The following is a 22,299-nucleotide window of genomic DNA, read 5'->3' on the forward strand; positions in this document are numbered from 1 at the left end:
ATGAAAGGGAGATTAAAATGGCAACACTAGGAATTGTAATTGCAATTGTAGTTTATCTGGCAGGGCTTCTTGTTATGGGTGCTACTTTTGCTAAGGAGAACCATACTGTTGGAGATTATTATCTGGGTGGAAGAAAGTTAGGACCATTTGTAACAGCCATGAGTGCAGAGGCGTCGGACATGTCATCATGGTTACTTATGGGACTTCCAGGAATTGCCTACGCCAGTGGAATCTGTGATGTGTTTTGGACAGCTCTTGGACTGGGAATTGGAACATATCTTAACTGGTTGTTTGTAGCTAAAAGGTTAAGAAAATATTCTGAGAAGAACAATTCTGTTACTATTCCAGATTTTTTTGAGCATAGATTCAGAGATAAGAGCCACACATTACTGCTTATTTCATCACTGATTATTGTGGTATTTTTTATTCCTTATGTAGGTTCTGGTTTTGCTGCCTGTGGTAAGCTGTTTTCTTCTTTGTTTGGCCTGGATTATACAGTGGCAATGATTGCATCAGCAGCAGTTATTATCGGCTACACAGCTACAGGTGGATTTATGGCAGCATCTGTCACTGATTTTGTACAGTCTATCATAATGACTATAGCCCTTATTGCTGTAGTATGCTTTGGCTTATCTAGTGTTGGTGGAATAGATGTGGTTGCCAGCTTTTCAACATCCTTAGATGGCTATATCAGCCTTCTTGCAACCCATGATTTTAGCACAGGAAACAGAGTATCCTATGGTGGTATCATTACAATCATTTCTACAATGGCATGGGGCCTGGGATATTTTGGAATGCCTCATATTTTACTTAGATTTATGGCTATTGAAGACCCTGAGAAGATTAAGCTTAGTAGACGTATTTCAACTGTTTGGGTTTTCATTGCAATGGGTGTTGCAATATTTATTGGTGTAATGACTCATACAATGGTGCATGAAGGTGTGTTAGATGAGCTTGTGGATTCGGAGAGAGCTATTGTAATTATTGCTCAGACACTTGCAGAGCATAGTTTTGCGGCGGCATTATTAGCTGGTGTTATTCTAGCTGGAATCCTAGCATGTACAATGTCTACCTGCGATTCACAGATGCTTGCAGCTTCATCATCTGTATCTGAGAATATATTACATGAAACACTTGGTGTAGAGCTTTCAGAGCACATGCAGATGGTAATGGCAAGAATAGTACTTATCGTTATTGCAGGAATCGGAGTGTTTATTGCAAGAGACCCTAACAGCTCAGTGTTTGGCATTGTATCATTTGCCTGGGCAGGCTTTGGAGCAGCATTTGGTCCAATCATGCTGCTGGCACTGTTTTGGAAAAGGGCTAATCGATACGGCGCAATAGTAGGTATGCTTGGCGGTGGTATTATGATTTTTGTATGGAAGTTCTTGGTTAAGCCACTTGGAGGCATTTTTGGTATCTACGAGCTTCTTCCAGGATTTATAGTAGGCTTGTTACTGTGTGTAGTTGTAAGCCTTCTTACACCTGCTCCAGAAAAAGAGATAGTAGAGGAATTCGAATCAATATAACAAATTGAGAAAAATAATCAACAAGGCGGTTAGTCACCTATAACCTATTGACTTAGTAGGTTATAGGTGATATTTTCATTTACAGACTAGGTTGATAGGTAAGACTTATCTTCAACCACATGATAAGGAAATGAAAATTATGTTTGTTTATGCTGATAATGCGGCTACTACAGCTGTTAGTAAAAAGGTAGTAGATGCTATGGTTCCATATTTTTCAGAAATATATGGTAATCCATCAAGCTTATACTCAGTGGGGCAAAAAGCTAAAGATGCATTAGAAGAGTCCCGGGAAAAAATAGCCAAAATCATTGGCGCAAAGCCAAAAGAAATATACTTTACCTCTGGTGGAAGTGAATCTGATAATCAAGCTATTATTTCAGCTGCTCGCCTAGGAGCTAAAGAAGGTAAGAAACACATTATTTCTTCTAAATTCGAACATCATGCAGTTCTTCATACTCTTGATACTCTTGAAAAAGAAGGATTCGAAATCACTCTTGTGGATGTTCATTCAAATGGTATTGTTGACCCGGTTGAGATTGAAAAAGCAATCAGGGAAGATACAGCACTTGTCACCATCATGTATGTTAATAATGAAATTGGTACGATTCAACCTATAGAGGAAATAGGAAGAATTTGCCGCGACAAGAATGTATTGTTTCACACAGATGCAGTGCAGGCGGTAAGTCATGTGCACATTAATGTGAAGGAGCAAAATATTGATATGCTTTCCATATCAGCTCACAAGTTCCACGGGCCAAAGGGTGTAGGGGTGTTATACGCCAAAAATGGAGTGACTTTAACAAGCATCATTAACGGTGGAGCCCAAGAGAGAGGAAAGAGGGCTGGTACAGAAAATATAGCAGGCATTGTTGGAATGACTGTAGCCTTGGAAGATGCAGTTTCAAGAATTGATGAAAACAATGCAAATCTTTCACTGCTTCAGGACAAATTAATCGAAGGATTAAAAAAGATTCCATACTCAAACATAAATGGAGATTTGGAAAAGCGAATAAAGTCAAATGTTAATATTTCTTTTGAAGGGGTAGAAGGCGAATCACTACTACTGCTTTTAGACCAAAAGGGAATTGCGGTTTCATCTGGTTCAGCATGTAGTTCAGGGTCAATTGATCCAAGCCACGTACTAATTGCTATAGGTCTTCCTTCAGAGGTGGCCCACAGTTCACTTCGTATTACATTAGGTGAGGATGCCACAGAAGAGCAAATAGATTATATCGTAAATACGGTAACAGAGATAGTTGAATATCTTAGAGGGTTTTCACCATTCTGGGATGAGATGATGAGTGGAAAAAGACCACATATATTTGAGAATTAATTGGACTGTGATTGGAGGTATAAAATATGTCTGAGTTATTAAAAGTAAATGATTTACATGTCAGTGTAGAGGATGGAGAAATCCTTCACGGCATTAATCTTAGTGTGAATCCTGGAGAGACCCACGTTATTATGGGACCAAACGGTGCAGGTAAATCTACACTGGGATATTCTATTATGGGTAACAACCACTATCAGGTTAATAGTGGTAAGATTTTCTTTAAGGGAGAGGATATAACTGAACTAAGTGCTACTGATAGAGCAAAGTCAGGAATCTTCCTTACATTCCAGAATCCTATAGAAATTCCTGGAATCTCACTTTCTAATTTTATCAAAAATGCTTACGATACCAAAAATGGAAGTCGTTCAAAATTATGGGATTTTAGAAAGCTTCTTGAAAAATACATGGAGAAATTGAACATGGATAAATCTTATGCTAACAGAGATTTAAATGTTGGATTTTCCGGTGGAGAGAAGAAGAAGGCAGAAATTCTTCAAATGCTTATGTTAAAGCCTGATCTTGCTATTCTTGATGAGACTGATTCTGGTCTTGATGTTGATGCAGTAAGAACTGTTTCAGATGGTGTAAAAGCATTTCATGAAAATGGTGATGGAGCCTTAGTTATTATTACACATAGCACACGTATCTTAGAGTCCCTGGATGTTGACTATACCCACATCCTTGTAAACGGCAAGATTGTGGCTACAGGTGATGCAAGCCTTGTTGATGAGATAAATGCTAATGGTTTTGAGAAATATTTAGAGGACTAAGATGGAAAAGAAAGAAAAAACATATGTCGAAGATGTAGACCGCAGCCTTTATGATTTCAGAAATGTTGATGAGGATGTTTACAAGGTTGAGGAAGGTCTTACACCTGAGATAGTTAAGCAAATATCAAAAGAAAAAAATGATCCAGAATGGATGACTGAATTTAGATTGAAGTCGCTGGAAATATATAATAACAAGCCAATGTCAAACTGGGGTCCACCAATTGATGGCCTTGATATTGACAACATAGTTACATACGTTAAGCCAAAGAATAATAAGATGAGCGCCGATTGGAATGAGGTTCCAGAAGATATCAAAAGCACTTTTGAAAAGCTTGGTATTCCTCAGGCAGAAAGAGAATCCTTAGCTGGTGTTGGTGCTCAGTATGATTCGGAGCTTGTGTACCACAATGTAAGAGAAGAGGTAGCAGCACAGGGTGTTATCTATACTGATTTGGAATCTGCAATGCATGGTGAATATGCAGATATGATTAAAGAGCATTTTATGAAGCTGATAACTCCAGATGACCATAAATTTGCAGCGCTTCATGGGGCAGTATGGTCAGGAGGAAGTTTTGTATATGTTCCACCTGGCGTATCAGTAGAGATACCATTACAGTCTTATTTTAGACTTAATGCACCAGGCGCAGGGCAGTTTGAGCATACGCTTATCATCGTTGATGAGGGCGCTGATTTACACTTTATCGAAGGCTGTTCAGCACCTAAGTACAACGTGGCAAATTTACATGCCGGGGCAGTAGAATTATTTGTTGGTAAAAATGCAAAGCTTAGATATTCTACTATCGAAAACTGGTCAAAGAATATGTACAACCTTAATACCAAGCGTGCAGTTGTAGAAGAAGGCGGCACAATGGAGTGGGTTTCTGGTTCCTTTGGTTCACATACTTCATACCTGTATCCTATGACAATATTAAAGGGAGATGATTCCAAGGTAGAATTCACTGGTATTACCTTTGCAGGTGAGGGACAGGATCTTGATACAGGACTTAAGGTAGTTCATGTAGGAGAGAGAACTCTTTCTACTGTAAATACCAAGTCTATATCAAAGAGCGGTGGTATAAGCACATTTAGAAGTGCTGTAGTTATCGGTCCAAAAGCAAAAGGAGCTAAATCTGCAGTAGATTGTTCATCATTGATGCTTGATGATATTTCACGTTCAGATACCATACCTGTTATGGAAGTAAATTGTGATGATGCAGATGTGGGACATGAGGCAAAGATTGGTCGTATTTCCGATGAAGCCATATTCTATTTAATGAGCCGTGGTATATCTGAAGAAGATGCCAGAGCTATGATAGTTAGTGGTTTTGCTGACAATGTTTCAAAGGAACTTCCACTTGAATATGCGGTGGAGATGAATAATTTAATTCGTATTGAGATGGTAGGTTCAATTGGCTAAAGGAGTGATTTCATGGATTTAAAAATAAACAAATTGCCAGTTCCTACCTGGAATTGGTTAAAGGTAAATGATTATCAGGTAGCTATACCTGAGGAAATTAATGAAGCATCCTACAGGATAAATACAAAGGATGTAAATCTACAGTCTGTACAATCATTTGCAGATGTTAGCTTAGAAGGAATTGAAATTGGCGCAGGAAATGAGTTCAAATCCATTTCCGACAAAAATAGTGCTAAAGTCTGTGCAGTAAACGTAAATAAGGATACAGTAGTTAAAGAGCCTATTCGTATTGACTTTGATTATTCAAAGGAAGAAAATGCTTTCTCTAAATTTGCAATTAAATTAGAGAACAAATCAGAACTTACAGTAATTATAAACTTCAAGGGCAATCCTTCTTTTGGTGGTAATGATATTAGATTTTCTGTTGCAGAAGATGCACATCTGACAGTTGTGGAGATATTCGATTTCGAGGATAATTCTAATTTCATTGATAGCATAGGTGGCAGTTTAGAGAAAATCGGCGGATTAAAGTTGATGCAACTTAACAGAGGTTTAGGTAATGTTGCTCTTAGCTGTTACACTGATTTAGTCGGAGACAAGAGCACTCTTGATATAGACACTGGATATTTAGTTCGAGGTAATGATCGCCTGGATATTAACTATGTTGCAAAGCATAGAGGAGTAAGTACTGATTCTAAAATAAAGGCCAGTGGAGTCTTAAGAGACAACGCTACCAAGACTTTCCGCGGTACAATTGATTTTATCAAAGGAGCAAAACATGCTACTGGCGATGAGCGTGAAGATGTTCTGCTTATGAATGAGGGAGTTCATAATAATACAGTACCACTTATTCTATGTGCAGAAGAGGACGTGGAAGGTGGACATGGAGCGACAATAGGAAAAATATCTGATGAAATCCTATATTATTTTGAGGCGCGAGGAATTCCTGAAGATATGGTGAATGAATTGATGGCTCAATCTAAATTAGATGCAGTAAGTGGACGCATCCCTGATGAAGTTACAAAAGAACAGTTGTTGAATCGTGATTAAGAGGACCTGATATGATTGATGTAAAGGAGATTAGAAAGGATTTTCCTTTCTTTGATAATACAAAACTGGCATATTTAGATAATTCGGCTACCAGCCAACGCCCAAGGGCAGTGGTAGAAGCAGTAGCAGACTACGAATATTATCATAATTCAAATCCATTTAGAGGATTATATGAGCTATCTATTGATGCTACTGACAGGTATGAGGCGGCAAGAAAAAAGGTGGCAGATTTTGTAAACGCAGCAAGTGAAAACGAGATTATTTTTACCAGAAACGCTTCTGAAAGTCTTAATCTTGTAGCTTATTCTTTAAGTGAAATGGTTTTGAATGAAGGGGACGAGATTATTACTACTGTAGTGGAACATCATAGTAATATGCTTCCATGGCGCTTAGCAGCAAAGAAGCATAATGCTACAATTAAGTACTTGAAGGTACAGGATGATGGTAGTTTTGATATTGAAGATTTAAAAGCTTTGCTATCTCCTAAGACTAAGATAGTTGCTATGACAGCTATGTCTAATGTATATGGCAGGGTTATAGATATTAAAGCCTTTGCAAAGGTAGTACACGACGCGGGTGCTTATTTTGTAGTGGATGGTGCCCAGTCTGTGCCACATTCAAAAACTGATGTGCAGGACCTCGATGTAGATTTTCTTGCATTTTCAGGACATAAGATGTTGGCCCCAATGGGAATAGGTGTACTCTATGGCAAGCTTGATATTTTAGAAAAGATGCCACCATTTTTGTCAGGTGGAGAGATGATAGAGTATGTTACTTTTGATGATATTACATTTGCCCATTCACCTCATAGGTTTGAAGCGGGAACAGTAAATGCAGGGGGTGCTATAGGCCTTGCTGCTGCTATAGACTACATACAATCTATCGGTATCGAAAATATTGCAAATAGGGAGTTAAGCCTTACAAAGCTGGCTTTAGATGAGATAAAAAATATTCCTCATGTGACTGTACTTGGTTCGGATAAAGCAGAAGATCATCATGGCATAATCACATTTAAGATAGATGGGGTACATCCACATGATATTGCAGCCATTATGGCAGACAATAATGTGGCGGTTCGAGCCGGCCATCATTGCGCTGAACCACTACACCACTTCATAGAGATTCCTTCTACCACTAGAGCAAGCATTATGTTCTACAATACAGAGGATGAGGTTATGCAATTCGTAAATACGTTAAAGCGCATTAGACCTATGATGGGATATGAGGATTAAGAGGTAAATAATGGAAAACAGAACTTTTTATAATGAGATTTTAACTGAACATAATATACATCCTTTGCACAAATTTAAAATGATTAATCCAAAGAATTCTCTTAGAGGTGTTAATCCTTCCTGCGGTGATGATATTACATTACAGTTAAATGTATCTGATGATGGGGTTATTGAAGATGGAGCATTCTTCGGAGATGGATGTGCCATTTCTCAGGCCAGTGCTGATATCATGCTTGACATGATTCTTGGAAAATCCGTTGAGGAAGCATTGGCTTTAAAGGATACTTTCCTTAAAATGATAAAGGATCAGGTTACCGAAGAGGAGCTTGAGCTTTTGGAGGAAGCAGGTGCATTGCAGGATATTTCACACATGCCATCAAGAGTAAAATGTGCAGTTTTAGGCTGGCATACATTGGAAGAAATATTAAAAAATGGCTCCGACAAAACTTCAGTTACAACAGAATAGGTTAGATTATATATTCCTGTAGATGTCTTAACAGATGCCTACAGGCATTTTATTTTTTGGAAAAAGTCTTATTATTAATTGAATTTATAGCTAGCTCTCAGTTTTGGCAGTAACTAGAAGTATTGACTCGATAAAACGTGTAGTCTATAATCCTATCAACCTAGTAGTTAAGAGATGCAGAAAAGAAAGGATTGTATTCATTATGACATACACAATGTTACAGGATATGAATAGATTAGATGTTATGGAGTGTTGTCAGTCCTTCTGTTGTTGCAAAAGAAAATACGTAGGTGAGTAAAAGCTGATAGATTTATATGTATGTAAACTAAGACTTAAATCCAAGGCTTTTGCAAAAAGATTTGGATTTAAGTCTTTTTGTATGTAAAGGGAGAAAAATATGGCGCAAACAAGAAACGTAACAGAAGATGAGCTGGCAAAGATAAAAGAATTCATTGAGACTATAGAATTTGGCTCAGTAAACATCATTATTCAAGATGGCAAGATAGTCCAGATTGATAAAAGTGAAAAGATAAGAATATAAACTAAATACGAGGGACTGACTAGACAACTAGAGGTTCAAAATCATGGTTTCATTTGCTGTGATTTTGGGCCTCTAGTTTGTTTATAAATATTTTTATGAAAAGGAGATAAAAAATATGGGAAAGTTATTCACATCAGAATCAGTAACGGAAGGACATCCAGACAAAATTGCAGATCAAATTTCTGATGCAATCCTTGATGAGCTACTTGCTCAGGATCCATATTCAAGAGTAGCAGCTGAAACAACAGTTGCAACAGGATTGGCACTTGTAGTTGGAGAAATCACAACAAAAGCCTATGTGGATATTGCAAAGGTTGCAAAGGAAACAATTAGAGAAATTGGATATGTAAACAATGTAGATGGATACAATGCAGATTCAATTGCAGTTCTTACATCAATCGATGAGCAGTCAGCAGATATTGCACTTGGAGTTGATAAGGCATTTGAATCAAAGCAGGAAGGAGCAACAGAGGATTATGGAACAGGAGCTGGTGACCAGGGAATCATCTTTGGATATGCAACAGATGAGACGGAAGAATATCTTCCACCTGCTATTTCATTTGCTCACAGACTTACACGCCAGCTTACAAAGGTTCGAAAGGATGGAACACTTCCATACCTTAGACCAGATGGCAAATCCCAGGTAACTGTAGAGTTCGGCGAGGACGGACAGACAGTTGAAAGAATCCACACTATTGTAATTTCTACTCAGCATGCTGAGGATGTAACACTAGAGCAGATTAGAGAAGATATTATCAAATATGTAATTAAGCCAGTTATTCCAGAGGAGCTCCTTGACGAGGACACAATCTACTATGTAAATCCTACAGGCAGATTTGTAATCGGTGGTCCACAGGGTGATGCAGGTCTTACAGGAAGAAAGATTATTGTTGATACCTACGGTGGAACAGGACGTCACGGTGGCGGTGCATTCTCTGGTAAGGATCCAACAAAGGTGGACCGCTCAGCAGCATACGCAGCCAGATGGGTGGCAAAGAACCTGGTTGCAGCAGGTGTTGCAAAGAGATTAGAGGTTGAGCTTGCCTATGCAATCGGCGTAGCAAAGCCAGTATCAATTGCAGTAGATACCTTTGGAACGGGGGTAATTGAGGATGAAAAAATTGTTGAAATCATTGAAAAAGTATTTGACCTTAGACCAGCAGCAATCATTGATGCCCTTAATCTTCGTAGGCCAATCTACAAACAGACTGCTGCTTATGGACATTTCGGCAGGACCGACGTGGACCTTCCTTGGGAGCATTTAGATAAGGTGGATGAGATTAAGAAATACATAACAGAAGATTTTAAGATTTCACTGGAGTTTGTAACAGAAGGTGATGCAGTAAGAGTCTAATAGAAAGAGGTAGTAAGATATGGCAGAGAAAATTGGTAAGCATATAGCAATATATGGAAAGGGTGGAATTGGAAAATCCACAACAACATCAAATATCAGTGCGGCACTGGCAGAGGCTGGCTATAGAGTAATACAGATTGGTTGCGACCCTAAGAGCGATTCAACAAATACTCTTCGCGGTAACAATTATCTTCCAACAGTTCTTGATAGTTTAAGAGAAGGTAACAAGATTCATCTTGATGATATTTCGGTAAAGGGATTTGGTGGAGTACTTTGCATTGAATCAGGTGGTCCAGTTCCAGGTGTAGGATGCGCAGGACGTGGTATTAATGCTGCAGTTAATCTTCTTCAGGAGCTTAATCTGTTTGAAGAGTTTAAGCCAGACTATGTATTATACGATGTACTTGGTGATGTAGTTTGCGGTGGATTTGCTGTTCCTATTCGTGATGGAATTACAGATAGAGCTTATGTTGTATCATCATCTGACTTTATGGCTTTATATGCTGCCAATAATCTTTTCAAGGCTATTAACAAATATGCTCCAACAGGTGGTGCAAAGCTTGGTGGTGTAATTGCAAATAGTATGAAGCCAGGATATCACAGAGAAATTGTAGATGATTTTGTTGCAAAGACAGGAACAAGTATTGCAGGTTATGTAAATCGTTCCTTAGATGTGCAGCAGTCAGAGCTTTATGGCAAGACTGTTATCGAGGCAAAGCCGGAAAGTGCGCAGGCTGATATTTATAGAAATCTTGCTAAGTACATTGCGGAAAATGAAAATCTTGTTGTTCCAAATCCACTTGGTTCTTCGGAACTTCGCGATTGGGCAAGAAGCTGGGGCGACCGTATATACGATATTGAAAATGGCGTGGTAAACGGAGTAGCTGAGGCTATCTAAGTGTGGTAAGGAGGTAATTCTATGAGTTTTTTAGAAGAAAGAAAAGCCCTTACCAGGGAAAAACGACTAAGTGCATTAAGTCATTTTCATGGTACCTTAGAAGGTCTTATTGATGAAACATCAGGGGCAGAAATTAAACAACGAATCAGAACTTTTTCACAGATTCACGTAGATGAGACAATATATGCTTTTAATGTTCTGTCAAAGATAGAGGATGCAGCAATTATTGTAAATGGTTCAATTGGATGCGGAAATATCGGTCTATCAGAAATTGATGAAGCATTTGGCTGGTACAGCACTAATTTAGTAGAGAGAGACACTATCTTAGGTGGAGATGACAAGTTGCGTGAGGCTATTCTTAGGGCGTACGAAGAGCAGCATCCAAAGGCAATATTTATTATAGGCACGCCTGTTGTAGCTATTAACAATGATGATATTAATTCAGTAATTCTTGAGCTGGAGGATGAGATACAAATCCCTATTATCAGCATTTATACAGATGGATTTAAATCCAAAACACCAGTAACAGGCTACGATATTGTAACCCATAGCCTGCTGAAATATTTGGTTGATAAAGAGCCAGATAAAACAGAGGACTTTGTTAATATAATATCCTTTTCCGAAGACATAGAGGATGTGGCAGCCATTGCAAAAAGCTTTAAGGCAATAGGAATTGATTATCAGGTATTGCCTAGATTTTCTACCATCGATGAGATTAAGGCAGCATCCAGGGCAAAGGCAACAGTGGTACTTAATCCTGAGGAAGGTGACTATCTGGCAAAGGAATTAGAAGAGGTGTATGACGTTCCATATATCGTAAGCGAAGCTCCAATAGGCTTTAGAGGAACAAAGGCATTCCTACTAAAAATAGCATCATACTTAAAGCGGGAGAATGAGGCTATCAGGTATATAGAAGAGGTAGAGGCCAGGTTGCAAAAAAGCATCTCATTACATCTATTGGATGGTAAAAATGTGTTTGTGGATGTTAGCCTTAGCAAGGTGCCAGCCATTTCCAGATTCATAGAAAAGCTTGGTGGAAAAGTAGTAGGCTTTGGTGCTCCATTGGTTGATTTAGATAATAGAAAACAATTGTTAAAGTTGGATTTTCTATCAAAGGGAACAACTGCAGTAATCGGAAATGGGCAGTATTTTGAAAAAGCAAATGCACTAAAAAAGGGAGAAGTTGATATATATGTTAGCGAATTCTTCGGCAGCTCATTTGCTGCTGATGAAGGAGCGACTGTAGTATCTACAAGAAATAAAGCAGTATACGGATTTGATGGAGTATATGCTTTGTATGACTCATTTGTCAAAGCAATCAGACTTACAAATAAGATATCAAATGATGACAACAGCAATTATAAGCTAAGTTGGAAAAGCAAAAGCGGCAACTGGTATGTAAAGCAGGAGGTGAGCTAAGAATGTCTAATGTAATAAAAAATCCAAGAAATGGATGCGCTCTCCATGGAGCTTTACAAACAGTTCAAGAGATTAGAGGGGCTGTTCCCGTGGTACATGCAAATGCTGGATGCGGAGTGGTGAATTATCTGGCTCAGAGGAATGGATCTGGTGGAGGTGCCAGGTATTCAGGGTTTTCAATCCCTGGTACAGCTGCCCAGGAACGACATGTTATATTTGGCGGCGCATCAAGATTAAGGGAACAAATCAAGAATACCATTAAGGTTCAAAAAGGGGATTTGTATGTAATCCTAAATAGTTGCGAATCTGCAATGGTAGGTGATGATGTAGATGCAATGACAAGAGAAATAGTGGAGCAGGGGGAACCTGTAGTAGACACTCTTGTAGCAGGCTTTAATGGTGGAATTCATTATGGCTATGAGCATGTGCTTGCAGATATTTTAAAATCCTTGGACGGGATATTTAAGAGTGATATTGAAAAGGATGAAAGGCTTGTAAACGTTTTTGGAATCGTTCCAGATAAGGATCCATATTGGCAGGGAAATCTAATAGAAATAAAAAGAATACTAAATGGATTTGGTCTGAAGGCTAATGTGTTTTTTGGAGCAACTGGTAGCGTGCATCAATTGAAAAATGCAAAAAACGCAGCTGTATCTATCGTATTTACGAAGTGGGGCGAGCTGCCTGCAAAGGTTCTTAAGGAAAAATATGATGTTCCTGTAATTATAAGACCATCCCTTCCTGCTGATGCTAATGGAGTACAGGAATTAGCTACAGCCTTAGCTGAAATAGTTGAGCTTGATGCTTCTAAGGTGGACGAATTCATAGCTGATGAAGAGGATTTTGAAAACAGTATTCTCTACAGAGTCAGGGATGAAATATTCGAATATGGACTTTCAAAAACTGCGGCATTCATAGGTGAAGAGGAACAGGCTATAAGAATAGGTGGCTTTCTAAAGAATAGATTCGGGGTGGAGTTTTCCGCCATAGTTCTTACTGATGCTTTAAAGAAGGACGAAGAACATGAGACTGACAATGGGGCATTGCTTGCAGCTATTTCTGAAAATGTATATATAGCAAATGATCAAAAGGAAATAAACGATATCCTAAGAGGCAGTGGAGCAGAAGTAATCTTTGGAAGTAGCTTGGAAAAAGATATTGCAGGAAGGCTAAATGTACCACTGGTGGAGGTTTCGTATCCGATTGTAGATAGGGTGATTCTAAACAAGACTAGCGTAGGAACAAATGGTGTGATCAGTCTTATTGAAGAATATGTAACTGTTGTAAAGGAATATGATGTAAGAAAAAAGGAAATTGCATCATCCATTGTAAGAGGAGTACAAGGAGGAGAATCATGGCAAGAGCGATTACAAAAGAAGAGTTATTCCAACAAATTGAGCTCGATAACAGAATTACAAACGAGGGAGTATATATCAGCCCAGAGGTAGTATCTACATTAGATTTTGATAATCAGGTTCAAGAACAGATGCGTACCTGCTTTGACATGAATCATGAAACCTATACTAAGACAAAGCTTCCAACAGCTTTACGATTAGATAGTAATTATCGAATCCGGTTTAGCTATAAGAATGAGAAGGAAGCACCATTTAGAGTAGAGCATGAGAATGGAAAATATTATCTTTTAGAAGGTAAGAAACTTATTAGTGAGGTTTCATTTGTTGAAAAGCCTGCATTCTATAATGCAAAAACATCTGATGGAATCAACATGAAGACCATTGCAAATGAAATAGGTAAGACAAAGGTTACAGTTGCTTACAGTAATGAATGCGCTCTAAAAGACAAAGGCTTGGATTGCAAATTCTGCAATATTAATGCTACGAAGAGCCGGTTTGCTGATTTACAGGGGATTGCCTGGAAGTCGCCTAGACAGATTGCAGAAACATACGCTAAGGCTAGAGAAGAAGGCTATGAATCAATAACAATCACTGGTGGATTTGTACCTGAGCGTAGAGAGGTTGAGTACTACATCGATGTGGCAGAGGCAATTCAGGATGCAACAGGGCTTGCTGATTTTGGCGGAACTGCTTGTGTTGGCGCACCAACAGATTTATCTGTAATTGAAAAATACAAGGAAGCAGGCTATAGAGCCATTTCAACAAATCTTGAGATTTGGGATGAGAATTTCTTCAAAACTATTTGCCCTGGTAAGGAGCAGATGTGCGGTGGTAGACAAAACTGGATAAATGCTCTTAAGCATGAGGTAGAAGTGTTCGGAAGAGGTAATGTTCGCTCATTTTTTGTTGCCGGTATCGAGCCAAAGTCTACCCTGTTAGAAGGTCTTGAATATTTGACAGAGCTTGGAGTAGTTGCCGTGCCACTTCACTGGACTCCTAACCCAGGTTCAGAGCTGGAAGGCCATCGTGCGCCAACAGCAGAATGGTATATGGATTTATATCAGAAGGCATATACTCTTCTTAAGAAGAATGGTCTTACACATCAGAACTTGTATAATACAGCAAACCTTGAAAACTCAATTTATGATTACTTCTATGATTTAGATGGAGACCATTTGACAAATGCCAGACATGAGGCTGATAGAATTCATTTTGTTGGCGAGGAAAACCTTGTTAGTGATAATACAGCTTCAAAGATAATAAAGACAGCATAGACTGACCAGAAAACTGGAGGCTTCCTGCAATATTGTAGGGGCCTCTTGTTGCTTAATAGGAGGATGATGAAATGAAGATATATAAATTGTTAATTAGTATGATACTTGCCTTAAGCTTGGGAATCAGTGCAACTGGCTGCGGTAATGCAAGTGCTGCAAATGCCGCTGAAAAAAAGCAGGCCAGTGGAGGGGAAGAAAATGAAGAATTTACTATTAGAATTGGTGTAAATTCTTTGGATAATAACTTCCTTCTAAAAATACTTGATAACCATACTGGATTTTTAAAGGATAAGGGGATTAATCTGGAGACTACCGAATTTGCAGCAGGTATTAATACTATAGATGCTATTACAACAGATAGTGTAGATATTGGATTGTTTGCAACCTATGCGGGAGTTAACCGTATTGGTAATACTTTAGGCAATTCTGAGCTTAGAGCATTTGCAATGATTGATAAGACTGCCAATTACGCCTTATATGCAAATCCTGACACAGTAAAGAAGCCAGAGGATTTAGTAGGGCATGTTGGTGTATCACAGTCTGGCGTTGTATTTGAATATTATTACGGTGAATTGTTTAATCAGTATGGCATTAATCCTGATGATGTGACAATTGCTAACGTGTCTAGTGTTCAGGAGGCCCTTGCGCTGGCCGCAAACGGAGGCGGTGATGCATACTGGACGGCTGCTGCTAATTATTCAAAGTTTGAGGAGCAAGGCTGGCAAAAGGTTATAGGCATTGATGACCTTGGCATATACATGTACACATTCTTAGTTGCTAATGAATCTTACCTTGATGCACATAAGGAAGAGGTTGCAAAGTATTTAGAAGCAAGTGAAGAGGGCTTTGCATATATAGATGCTAACCTTGAGGAATTTGCTGATTGGGTATCTGCTGATACTGGTCTTGATAGAGATATTTTTATTACCGATTGGAATTCTAAAAGACATGAGTATTCCTTTGAGCAGGAAGCTTATGATGATTTAGTAAAGGTAAAGGATTGGTGCTATGAAAACGGTAGATTCGACACTAATTATGATATTTCAGAATATATTAATACAGATGCACTTCAGTTATATAAACCAGAGTCAGTTTCGTGGAGCGCTAATTAGAGGAGGCAGATTATGGCAGATTTAAAGGAAATTAAGGATTATATTTATGAGAACAAAAGCTTAGTTCTATCAACAGTAGATGAAATTGGAAACCCTCAGGTAAGACATATAGGAGGATACGCTATTGATGGAAAGGATATCGTCTTTTCAACAGGCAAGAATACTAATAAGACAAAGGAAATAGCAGTAAATAATAATGTGGCACTTTTATTCCAGCATGAAGGACAGACTGCTCCAAAGAATATTACTGTATACGGTAAAGCATATCAGTTAGATAAAGCAGAATCAGAGGACGCTGCAAAGCTGATTAAGGAACGTCGACCACAGCTTAAATTTGATCCGCAACTTAATGTGATTATTAAGGTTGAAACAGAATCAATAAAAATCTTGGATTTTACTGCAGAGGAAAAGCAGGTTGTAGTTGCAGCAGAGCAGCTTGCATAGAGGTGATTATGAAAAATGTGCTTATTGTCAGTGCTCTACCACAAGAGACAGAATATATAGATGAGTATTTAAAATACAAGAATGAATGGTTTAAAGAAAAGGATGGAGCTTTTGTCAATATATCGAAGGATATTCATTTATATGTGAAGGTATTAGGAGTAGGAAAAGTAAATGCAGCTTTTCAAACAGCAGATGCTATAAGAGATACCAGTCCTGATTTAATTGTGAATATAGGAGTGGCAGGTGGATTGGCAGATGATTTACAAAGGGGTTCGGTGGCAATTGGAACAGATTATGTTCAGGTTGATATGAAGACTCTTCTGCCGGAAAACAGTCCTACAATAGATTCTACACCAGAGCATATTCTTGATGGAATACTTGCTGTAGCAGAGGCTAATAATATTAGCTATAGGGCTGGCAGAATTGCCACAGGAGATTTTGTCTTATACGAGAGAAAAAAGAGAAGGGCAATAAAAAAGGAGTTTAATCCAATAGCCTTTGATATGGAAACAGCTGCTGTAGCCCAGGTTGCAACAGCGAAGAAAATCGATTTTGTGGGCATCAGAAGCTTTTCTGATATGGCAAATAGAAGGACAATTGGATTACTCAGCAAGAAGGACAAAATTAATGAATCTGAAAAGAAGCTGAGAGAAGCGGTGTTTAAAATACCTGCAAAGTTAATAATTGATTACTTGGAAACTACAAAATAAGGATGACTGACTAGACAACTAGAGGCCTAAATTAAGGCATCTAGTTGTTTTTTTCTATATAGGGAGAAATTTATGAAAAGTTATTTGAAATTATCATGTGGGGGAATAAGCCGGTGTTGTCTATTCATTCATACGTAACTAATAATTAAGCAAAAAAAGGAGAATTTGATGAAGACAAAAATATTAAGCATACTGCTAGCAACGGCTTTGTTAGGAGCTCTTACAGGCTGTGGAACAGGTTCAGTAGCAGCAAAAGTAAATGAGACAAATGACAATGGAAAAGAAGGTGAAAGCACTTTAAGGCTTGGAATACAACCTGGTGATTTATTAGATAATGTGGCTTTTGCAAAAGGCTTTTTTGATGAGGAAGGATTAAATGTAGAGGCTCAGGTATTTAGTTATGGCCCACCAATTGTAGAGGCTTTAACTTCAGGAGATTTGGACGTTGGTCTTATGGGAGATCAACCTGCATTTTCAGCAATTTCAAATGGCGTGCCTGTGGAAATTATTACTGGTACACAGTCTTCTAATAAACGACATGGATTAATAGCAAGAGATGATTCAAATATTGAATCTTTAGAGGATTTGAAAGGCAAAACTGTTTCTGTACCAGTTGGTTCAAATGCTCAGCCATTACTTTACATTTATCTTGAAGCAGCTGGATTGACAGAGTATGATGTTGAAGTTGTCAATCTTGGAGTTGTAGATGCTGAAACAAGTATTATTGCAGGCGATATTGATGCTGCTGTAGTGTATGAACCTCATTTCACATCGGTTGCAACAAAAGAAAATGGTGTTCATGTAGTTACTGATGCAGAAGGGTATAAAGACTATGTAAGTATAAGCATTGGAAGGGTTGACTACGATAAGGAACATCCAGAAGAATTAGCAAAGCTTTTAAGAGCATGGGATAAAGCAGCTAAATGGGCAAAAGAAAATCCCGAAGAAGCAGCTCAAATTGTTTATGATGCAGATGGTACAAGTAAAGAAATTACACTTAATTTCATTTCAAATTCCGAAATAGGACCAGGATTAACTGAGAGTAGAGTTCAAGCATTATTAGATGGAAAAGAACAATCTCTTAAATATGGTTTAATTGAGAATGACTATGATTTAAACGACTATATTAATTTTGATTATCTTGAATTAGCTGGCTTACATTAGGAGTGTTAGATATGAATACAGATTTTGGATTGAATAAACATCTAAAGTCGTTCCTATATGCGATATGGATACCTGCTATATTAGTAATTCTTTGGACCATTGGAAGTAACACAAGGGTATTAAATAATTCAATCTTTCCAACGCCTCAAAAACTGTTTGGGGCGTGGTATGAAATGATTATTAGCGGCAAATATTTAACTCATGTTATATCAAGCTTTTCAAGGGTCATCAAAGGTTTTTTTGTAGGAAGTATATTAGGAATAACTTTAGGAACAATTATAGGTCTTTTTAGTAGTGCTAAAAAGTCCACTGTTGCACTTATTGGTATGTTAAGACCTATTCCAGCGATTGCATTAATTCCGCTTTTTATTCTATCACTTGGAATAGGTGAGACATCGAAGGTTGCTGTAATTGTACTTGGTAGCTTTTGGCCAATATTAATAAATACGATAGCTGGGCTTTCTACTACAGATTCTAAGCTACTTGAGGTGGGAACAATATTTGATAAGTCAAAAAGGCAGGTTCTTTTTAATATTATTTTCCCATCTGCAGCACCATATATATTCACTGGACTTAGACTTGGAGTTAGTAGCTCTTGGACTTGTGTGGTGGCAGCAGAGATGATTGCAGCTTCATCTGGCATTGGTTATTTAATTTCTTATGGACGAGAAATGGCTCAGCCAGCCACACTATTTATTGGAGTTTTTTCCATGGGTTTATACGGGCTTTTAATTGAACTGTTAGTAATCAATTTGCAAAAGAAAGCTATCTATTGGATACCAAACTCAAAGTAATAGGAGGACATTATGAGTATTGAGATAAGAAATGTAAAAAAGGTGTTTCCTATAAAGAATTCAACTATTGAGGTACTAAAAAATGTCGATTTAAAAATCTCTGATGGAGAAATTTTAAGTATAGTAGGCGGGAGTGGTTGTGGAAAAAGTACTTTACTTAGAATTATTTCTGGTTTGGATAATGCTACAGATGGGGAAGTAATAATCGATGGAAAAAAAGTAGATGGTTCTTCTAAGAAAGACATAGGAGTGGTCTTTCAAGAGCCAAGGCTTTTTCCTTGGAGTACAGTTGAGAAAAATATAGAATTTGGAATCACAGATAAACTTACAAAAGAAGAGAAAAAAGAAAGGGTTAAGTATTACATTGATTTGGTAGGACTTACAGGTTTTGAAAAAGCGCTGCCACATCAATTATCAGGTGGTATGCAGCAACGAGTAAATATAGCACGTTCACTTATTAATGAACCAAAAGCCCTTCTTTTGGATGAACCTTTTGGTGCACTTGATGCTTTTACCAAAATCAATTTACAGAATGAGGTGCTAAAAATCTGGGAACAGAAAAAAACAACACTAATAATAGTAACCCATGATATTGATGAGGCCATATATATGGGTAATAGGGTTGTTGTTATGTCTAGCAAGCCAGGTGTTGTAAAGAAAGAGATTCCAGTTGAATTACCTAGAAAAAGAAATAGAACAGGTACTGATTTTGCCTATATTAGAAGAAAAATATATAAAGAATTTTTTGAAGAGACAGAAGTGTGAGCAGAGTATGTAATTTAAGATGGAGGATAGTTATGGCAGTAAAAAATGTTGAGCTTGATAAAGAGCTACTTGCTGAGATTCAGTTAAAAAATGAATTGCAGGTTTACGGAATTAATTTTCCACCTGATATTTTTAAAGACCTTGAGCTAGGAACAAAGTATAAGGAACAGGTAAATGTACTGTTCTCTGGTGACAGACATGCACATGTGGCATACAACTTCCCAGTTTGCGTAATCACACCAAAGGGAGGATATCAAATACGGGTGGTATGGGACAAGAGCAGTCCATATACACTTAAGTATGAAGATGGAAGATTCTTTATTGAATATCAGGGAGCTATTGTTCTAGATAATCTAAGCTTTGCTAAGAGAGCTAAGTATTACGATAAGAAGACATCTGATGGCACACTTATGAAGACTGTTGCTGTTGACTATGGTTATGGCCACATGTTTGTGTCGTACAGTAATGAGTGCTTCCTTAAGGATAAGGGACTTGATTGCCTTTTCTGCAATATCAATGCTACAAAGGCGCTATATGGAGACCGTGATCATGTTTCATGGAAGACACCAAAGCAGATTGGCGAGACTATTGCCGAAGGCTACAAAGAAGGCTTCAATAAGATGACTGTCAGCGGTGGATTTATTCCAGAACGCCGTGAGGTAGAGTACTATATCGATGTGGCAGAAGCAATTCAGGAAGCTACTGGGTTAGAGGACTTTAATGGAACAGCTTGTGTTGGTGCAACAAAAGATTTCTCTGTTTTTGAAAACTATAAGCAGGCAGGATTTAAGACAATTGCCAGCAATATCGAAATCTGGAACCCTAAGATGTTCGATGTAATCTGCCCTGGTAAGACCGAGTATTGCGGAGGCAGAGAAAATTGGATTAAGGCACTTTTATATGAAGTAGACATATTTGGAAAATTCAATGTTCGTTCTACTATGGTATCTGGCATTGAGCCAAAGCAGGATACATTAGAAGGCTTACAGTATCTAGTTGAACATGGAGTTGTTGCTCTTCCTAGCCAGTGGAATCCTAACTGTGGTTCTGCACTTGAGGGTCATAGAACACCTAATGCAGAGTGGCACTGGGATGTTTTCGAGAAGGCAGTTGCCCTTTATAGAAATAATGGACTTACATGGCAGCAGTTTGCAGATGCTACAGCGGGCAGTGATTCTGTTGCTCATGACTTATTCAGATTATACGAGGGAATTCCTACAAGTGAAATTATAACAGGTACAAATCGTATATTAACAGCAGAAGAGTTTATTGATGAGGCTATAGCTGTTTAATAGAGGAAAAAACTATGATATCTGATATGACAAAGGGCGATACATATAAAGTATTATTTAAGTTTTCTTTGTTTATAGCTGCTGGAAATATGCTCCAGCAGCTATATAATTTGGCTGATTTTTATATACTTGGTCGATATGCAGGAGTCAGTGCAATGGCAGCTGTAGGTGCTGCCAGTAATTCTGTTGTATTACTAATCAATGTAGCTGTTGGAATGAATATGGGCACCAATGTGGTTATTGCCACTTCTTTTGGTAAAAGGAGTATGCAACAAGTTAAAAATGGAATAAAAACAGGAATTCTCATGGCAACGGTCATTGGTATTGCATTTACAGTGCTTGGAATTGTATTTACAAGATGGATATTACTTGTAACTAATACCCCAATAGAACTTTTAGAAGAAGCAAATACGTATTTACGAATTTATTTTTATGGTTTAGTATTTCTCTTTTTATTCAACATAATTATTGCTATCTCTCAGGCTTTAGGAGATTCAAAAACTTCTTTTTGTTCATTAATAATATCAGCAATAATAAATATTATTCTTGATATTTACCTGGTTAAGTATCGTAACTTAGGGGTTAAAGGTGCGGCTATAGCTACAGTTATATCTGAAATAATATGTTTGCTTTTTGGAGTAGTAATGCTGGTTAAACTCTTGTGTCAAATGGATGGAACACAAGTGTATAAATATGATTTTAAGGAGCAGGAGAAGATAATAAACGAGAGTATACCTGCTGTATTGCAAAGAAGTGTTATTGCTATTGGTGTTACCTTGATGCAATCACTTATAAATCGTTATGGAATAAATATTATGGCAGGGTATACGGCTGCTACAAAGCTATTTAGTATAGTTTCTTTGCCTGTAATGGATATAGGCAATGCTGTAACAATATTTACTGCTCAAAATATGGGAGCAAATAAAAAAAGTAGGGTTAAAGAAGGAATATTAGCAGCTATTGTTTTGGATATCTTTTTTTCAATTTTTATTCTTATATTGGTATTTGGATTTGGAAGACAGATAATAGCTTTTTTTATTTCAAGCCGCAGCAACTTAGAAGCTATTGAATTTGGCATTAGATACATACGAATTACATGTGTATTTCAGATAATTCAGGGAATACTTCAAGTGTATAACGGGGTTATTAGAGGGGCATCTGATGTGAGAGGTTTTATGGGAAGCTTTACGTTAAACCTTTTTGCTAGAGTCTCATGTGGATACGCCTTAGCTTATTTCCTTGGATTAAGATACATACCTTATGCCTGGCCAGTGGGCTGGGCTGTTGGGTTGGCAACTGGTTATATGAGATATGCAAAGTTATTTCAAAATTCCAGAACCCCAACTGTTGAAAGCAAAAATAATAGATGAAAGGAGTTAA

The 22,299-nt window shown here is 37.8% G+C and carries 22 protein-coding genes; all 22 read left to right on the plus strand.

Annotated features, from left to right (window positions below):
- Positions 1-17 precede the first annotated feature (17 nt).
- The 22 genes from IJ535_RS10395 (at position 18) to IJ535_RS10500 (ending at position 22,289) form a co-directional block, all read left to right on the plus strand.
- Positions 18-1,529 (plus strand): sodium/proline symporter, encoded by a 1,512-nt coding sequence (locus IJ535_RS10395; protein WP_294302301.1) that lies wholly within the window; start codon positions 18-20, stop codon positions 1,527-1,529.
- Positions 1,530-1,668: 139 nt separating this feature from the next.
- Positions 1,669-2,862: a cysteine desulfurase NifS gene (gene nifS / locus IJ535_RS10400; protein ID WP_294302304.1), complete on the plus strand. Its 1,194-nt coding sequence runs from the start codon at positions 1,669-1,671 to the stop codon at positions 2,860-2,862.
- A gap of 26 nt (positions 2,863-2,888) precedes the next feature.
- Positions 2,889-3,632 (plus strand): Fe-S cluster assembly ATPase SufC, encoded by a 744-nt coding sequence (gene sufC, locus IJ535_RS10405; RefSeq protein ID WP_294302307.1) that lies wholly within the window; start codon positions 2,889-2,891, stop codon positions 3,630-3,632.
- A 1-nt stretch (position 3,633) separates the two neighbouring features.
- The gene (gene sufB, locus IJ535_RS10410) at positions 3,634-5,049 is read left to right on the plus strand and encodes a Fe-S cluster assembly protein SufB (RefSeq protein ID WP_294302310.1); all 1,416 of its coding nucleotides are present in this window, start codon (positions 3,634-3,636) and stop codon (positions 5,047-5,049) included.
- Between the two features lie 12 nt (positions 5,050-5,061).
- Positions 5,062-6,099: a SufB/SufD family protein gene (locus IJ535_RS10415; RefSeq protein WP_294302314.1), complete on the plus strand. Its 1,038-nt coding sequence runs from the start codon at positions 5,062-5,064 to the stop codon at positions 6,097-6,099.
- An 11-nt stretch (positions 6,100-6,110) separates the two neighbouring features.
- A complete protein-coding gene (locus tag IJ535_RS10420) occupies positions 6,111-7,331 on the plus strand; it encodes an aminotransferase class V-fold PLP-dependent enzyme (protein WP_294302317.1) in 1,221 nt (406 codons plus the stop codon).
- 10 nt (positions 7,332-7,341) lie between these two features.
- A complete protein-coding gene (gene sufU, locus IJ535_RS10425) occupies positions 7,342-7,797 on the plus strand; it encodes a Fe-S cluster assembly sulfur transfer protein SufU (protein ID WP_294302320.1) in 456 nt (151 codons plus the stop codon).
- A 103-nt stretch (positions 7,798-7,900) separates the two neighbouring features.
- Positions 7,901-8,095 (plus strand): hypothetical protein, encoded by a 195-nt coding sequence (locus IJ535_RS10430; RefSeq protein WP_294302322.1) that lies wholly within the window; start codon positions 7,901-7,903, stop codon positions 8,093-8,095.
- Between the two features lie 99 nt (positions 8,096-8,194).
- Positions 8,195-8,338 carry a YezD family protein gene (locus tag IJ535_RS10435; RefSeq protein ID WP_294302325.1) on the plus strand — a complete coding sequence of 48 codons (144 nt, stop codon included), beginning with the start codon at positions 8,195-8,197 and terminating at the stop codon, positions 8,336-8,338.
- A 115-nt stretch (positions 8,339-8,453) separates the two neighbouring features.
- Positions 8,454-9,692 carry a methionine adenosyltransferase gene (gene metK / locus IJ535_RS10440; protein ID WP_294302328.1) on the plus strand — a complete coding sequence of 413 codons (1,239 nt, stop codon included), beginning with the start codon at positions 8,454-8,456 and terminating at the stop codon, positions 9,690-9,692.
- A 19-nt stretch (positions 9,693-9,711) separates the two neighbouring features.
- Positions 9,712-10,590, plus strand: coding sequence for a nitrogenase iron protein NifH (locus IJ535_RS10445; protein ID WP_294302330.1), 879 nt, complete (start codon positions 9,712-9,714; stop codon positions 10,588-10,590).
- Between the two features lie 21 nt (positions 10,591-10,611).
- A complete protein-coding gene (locus tag IJ535_RS10450) occupies positions 10,612-12,009 on the plus strand; it encodes a nitrogenase component 1 (protein WP_294302332.1) in 1,398 nt (465 codons plus the stop codon).
- Between the two features lie 2 nt (positions 12,010-12,011).
- The gene (locus IJ535_RS10455; RefSeq protein WP_294302336.1) at positions 12,012-13,457 is read left to right on the plus strand and encodes a nitrogenase component 1; all 1,446 of its coding nucleotides are present in this window, start codon (positions 12,012-12,014) and stop codon (positions 13,455-13,457) included.
- Positions 13,364-14,638: a radical SAM protein gene (locus tag IJ535_RS10460; RefSeq protein ID WP_294302339.1), complete on the plus strand. Its 1,275-nt coding sequence runs from the start codon at positions 13,364-13,366 to the stop codon at positions 14,636-14,638. The genes IJ535_RS10455 and IJ535_RS10460 overlap by 94 nt, the downstream gene beginning before the upstream one ends.
- 71 nt (positions 14,639-14,709) lie before the next feature.
- Positions 14,710-15,750, plus strand: coding sequence for an ABC transporter substrate-binding protein (locus IJ535_RS10465; protein WP_294302341.1), 1,041 nt, complete (start codon positions 14,710-14,712; stop codon positions 15,748-15,750).
- 12 nt (positions 15,751-15,762) lie between these two features.
- Positions 15,763-16,194 (plus strand): pyridoxamine 5'-phosphate oxidase family protein, encoded by a 432-nt coding sequence (locus IJ535_RS10470; RefSeq protein WP_294302345.1) that lies wholly within the window; start codon positions 15,763-15,765, stop codon positions 16,192-16,194.
- Between the two features lie 8 nt (positions 16,195-16,202).
- Positions 16,203-16,904, plus strand: a complete 702-nt coding sequence (locus IJ535_RS10475) for a 5'-methylthioadenosine/S-adenosylhomocysteine nucleosidase (protein WP_294302348.1) — start codon at positions 16,203-16,205, stop codon at positions 16,902-16,904.
- Positions 16,905-17,072: 168 nt separating this feature from the next.
- On the plus strand, positions 17,073-18,068 hold the full coding sequence (locus IJ535_RS10480) for an ABC transporter substrate-binding protein (protein ID WP_294302351.1): 996 nt from the start codon (positions 17,073-17,075) through the stop codon (positions 18,066-18,068).
- 11 nt (positions 18,069-18,079) lie between these two features.
- Positions 18,080-18,862: an ABC transporter permease gene (locus IJ535_RS10485; protein ID WP_294293846.1), complete on the plus strand. Its 783-nt coding sequence runs from the start codon at positions 18,080-18,082 to the stop codon at positions 18,860-18,862.
- Positions 18,863-18,874: 12 nt separating this feature from the next.
- Positions 18,875-19,627, plus strand: a complete 753-nt coding sequence (locus IJ535_RS10490) for an ABC transporter ATP-binding protein (RefSeq protein WP_294302355.1) — start codon at positions 18,875-18,877, stop codon at positions 19,625-19,627.
- A 32-nt stretch (positions 19,628-19,659) separates the two neighbouring features.
- Positions 19,660-20,919, plus strand: coding sequence for a radical SAM protein (locus tag IJ535_RS10495; RefSeq protein WP_294302357.1), 1,260 nt, complete (start codon positions 19,660-19,662; stop codon positions 20,917-20,919).
- A 14-nt stretch (positions 20,920-20,933) separates the two neighbouring features.
- Positions 20,934-22,289, plus strand: a complete 1,356-nt coding sequence (locus IJ535_RS10500) for an MATE family efflux transporter (protein WP_294302360.1) — start codon at positions 20,934-20,936, stop codon at positions 22,287-22,289.
- Positions 22,290-22,299 lie beyond the last annotated feature (10 nt).

The organism is Pseudobutyrivibrio sp. (assembly GCF_017471675.1).
GTDB lineage: Bacteria > Bacillota > Clostridia > Lachnospirales > Lachnospiraceae > Pseudobutyrivibrio.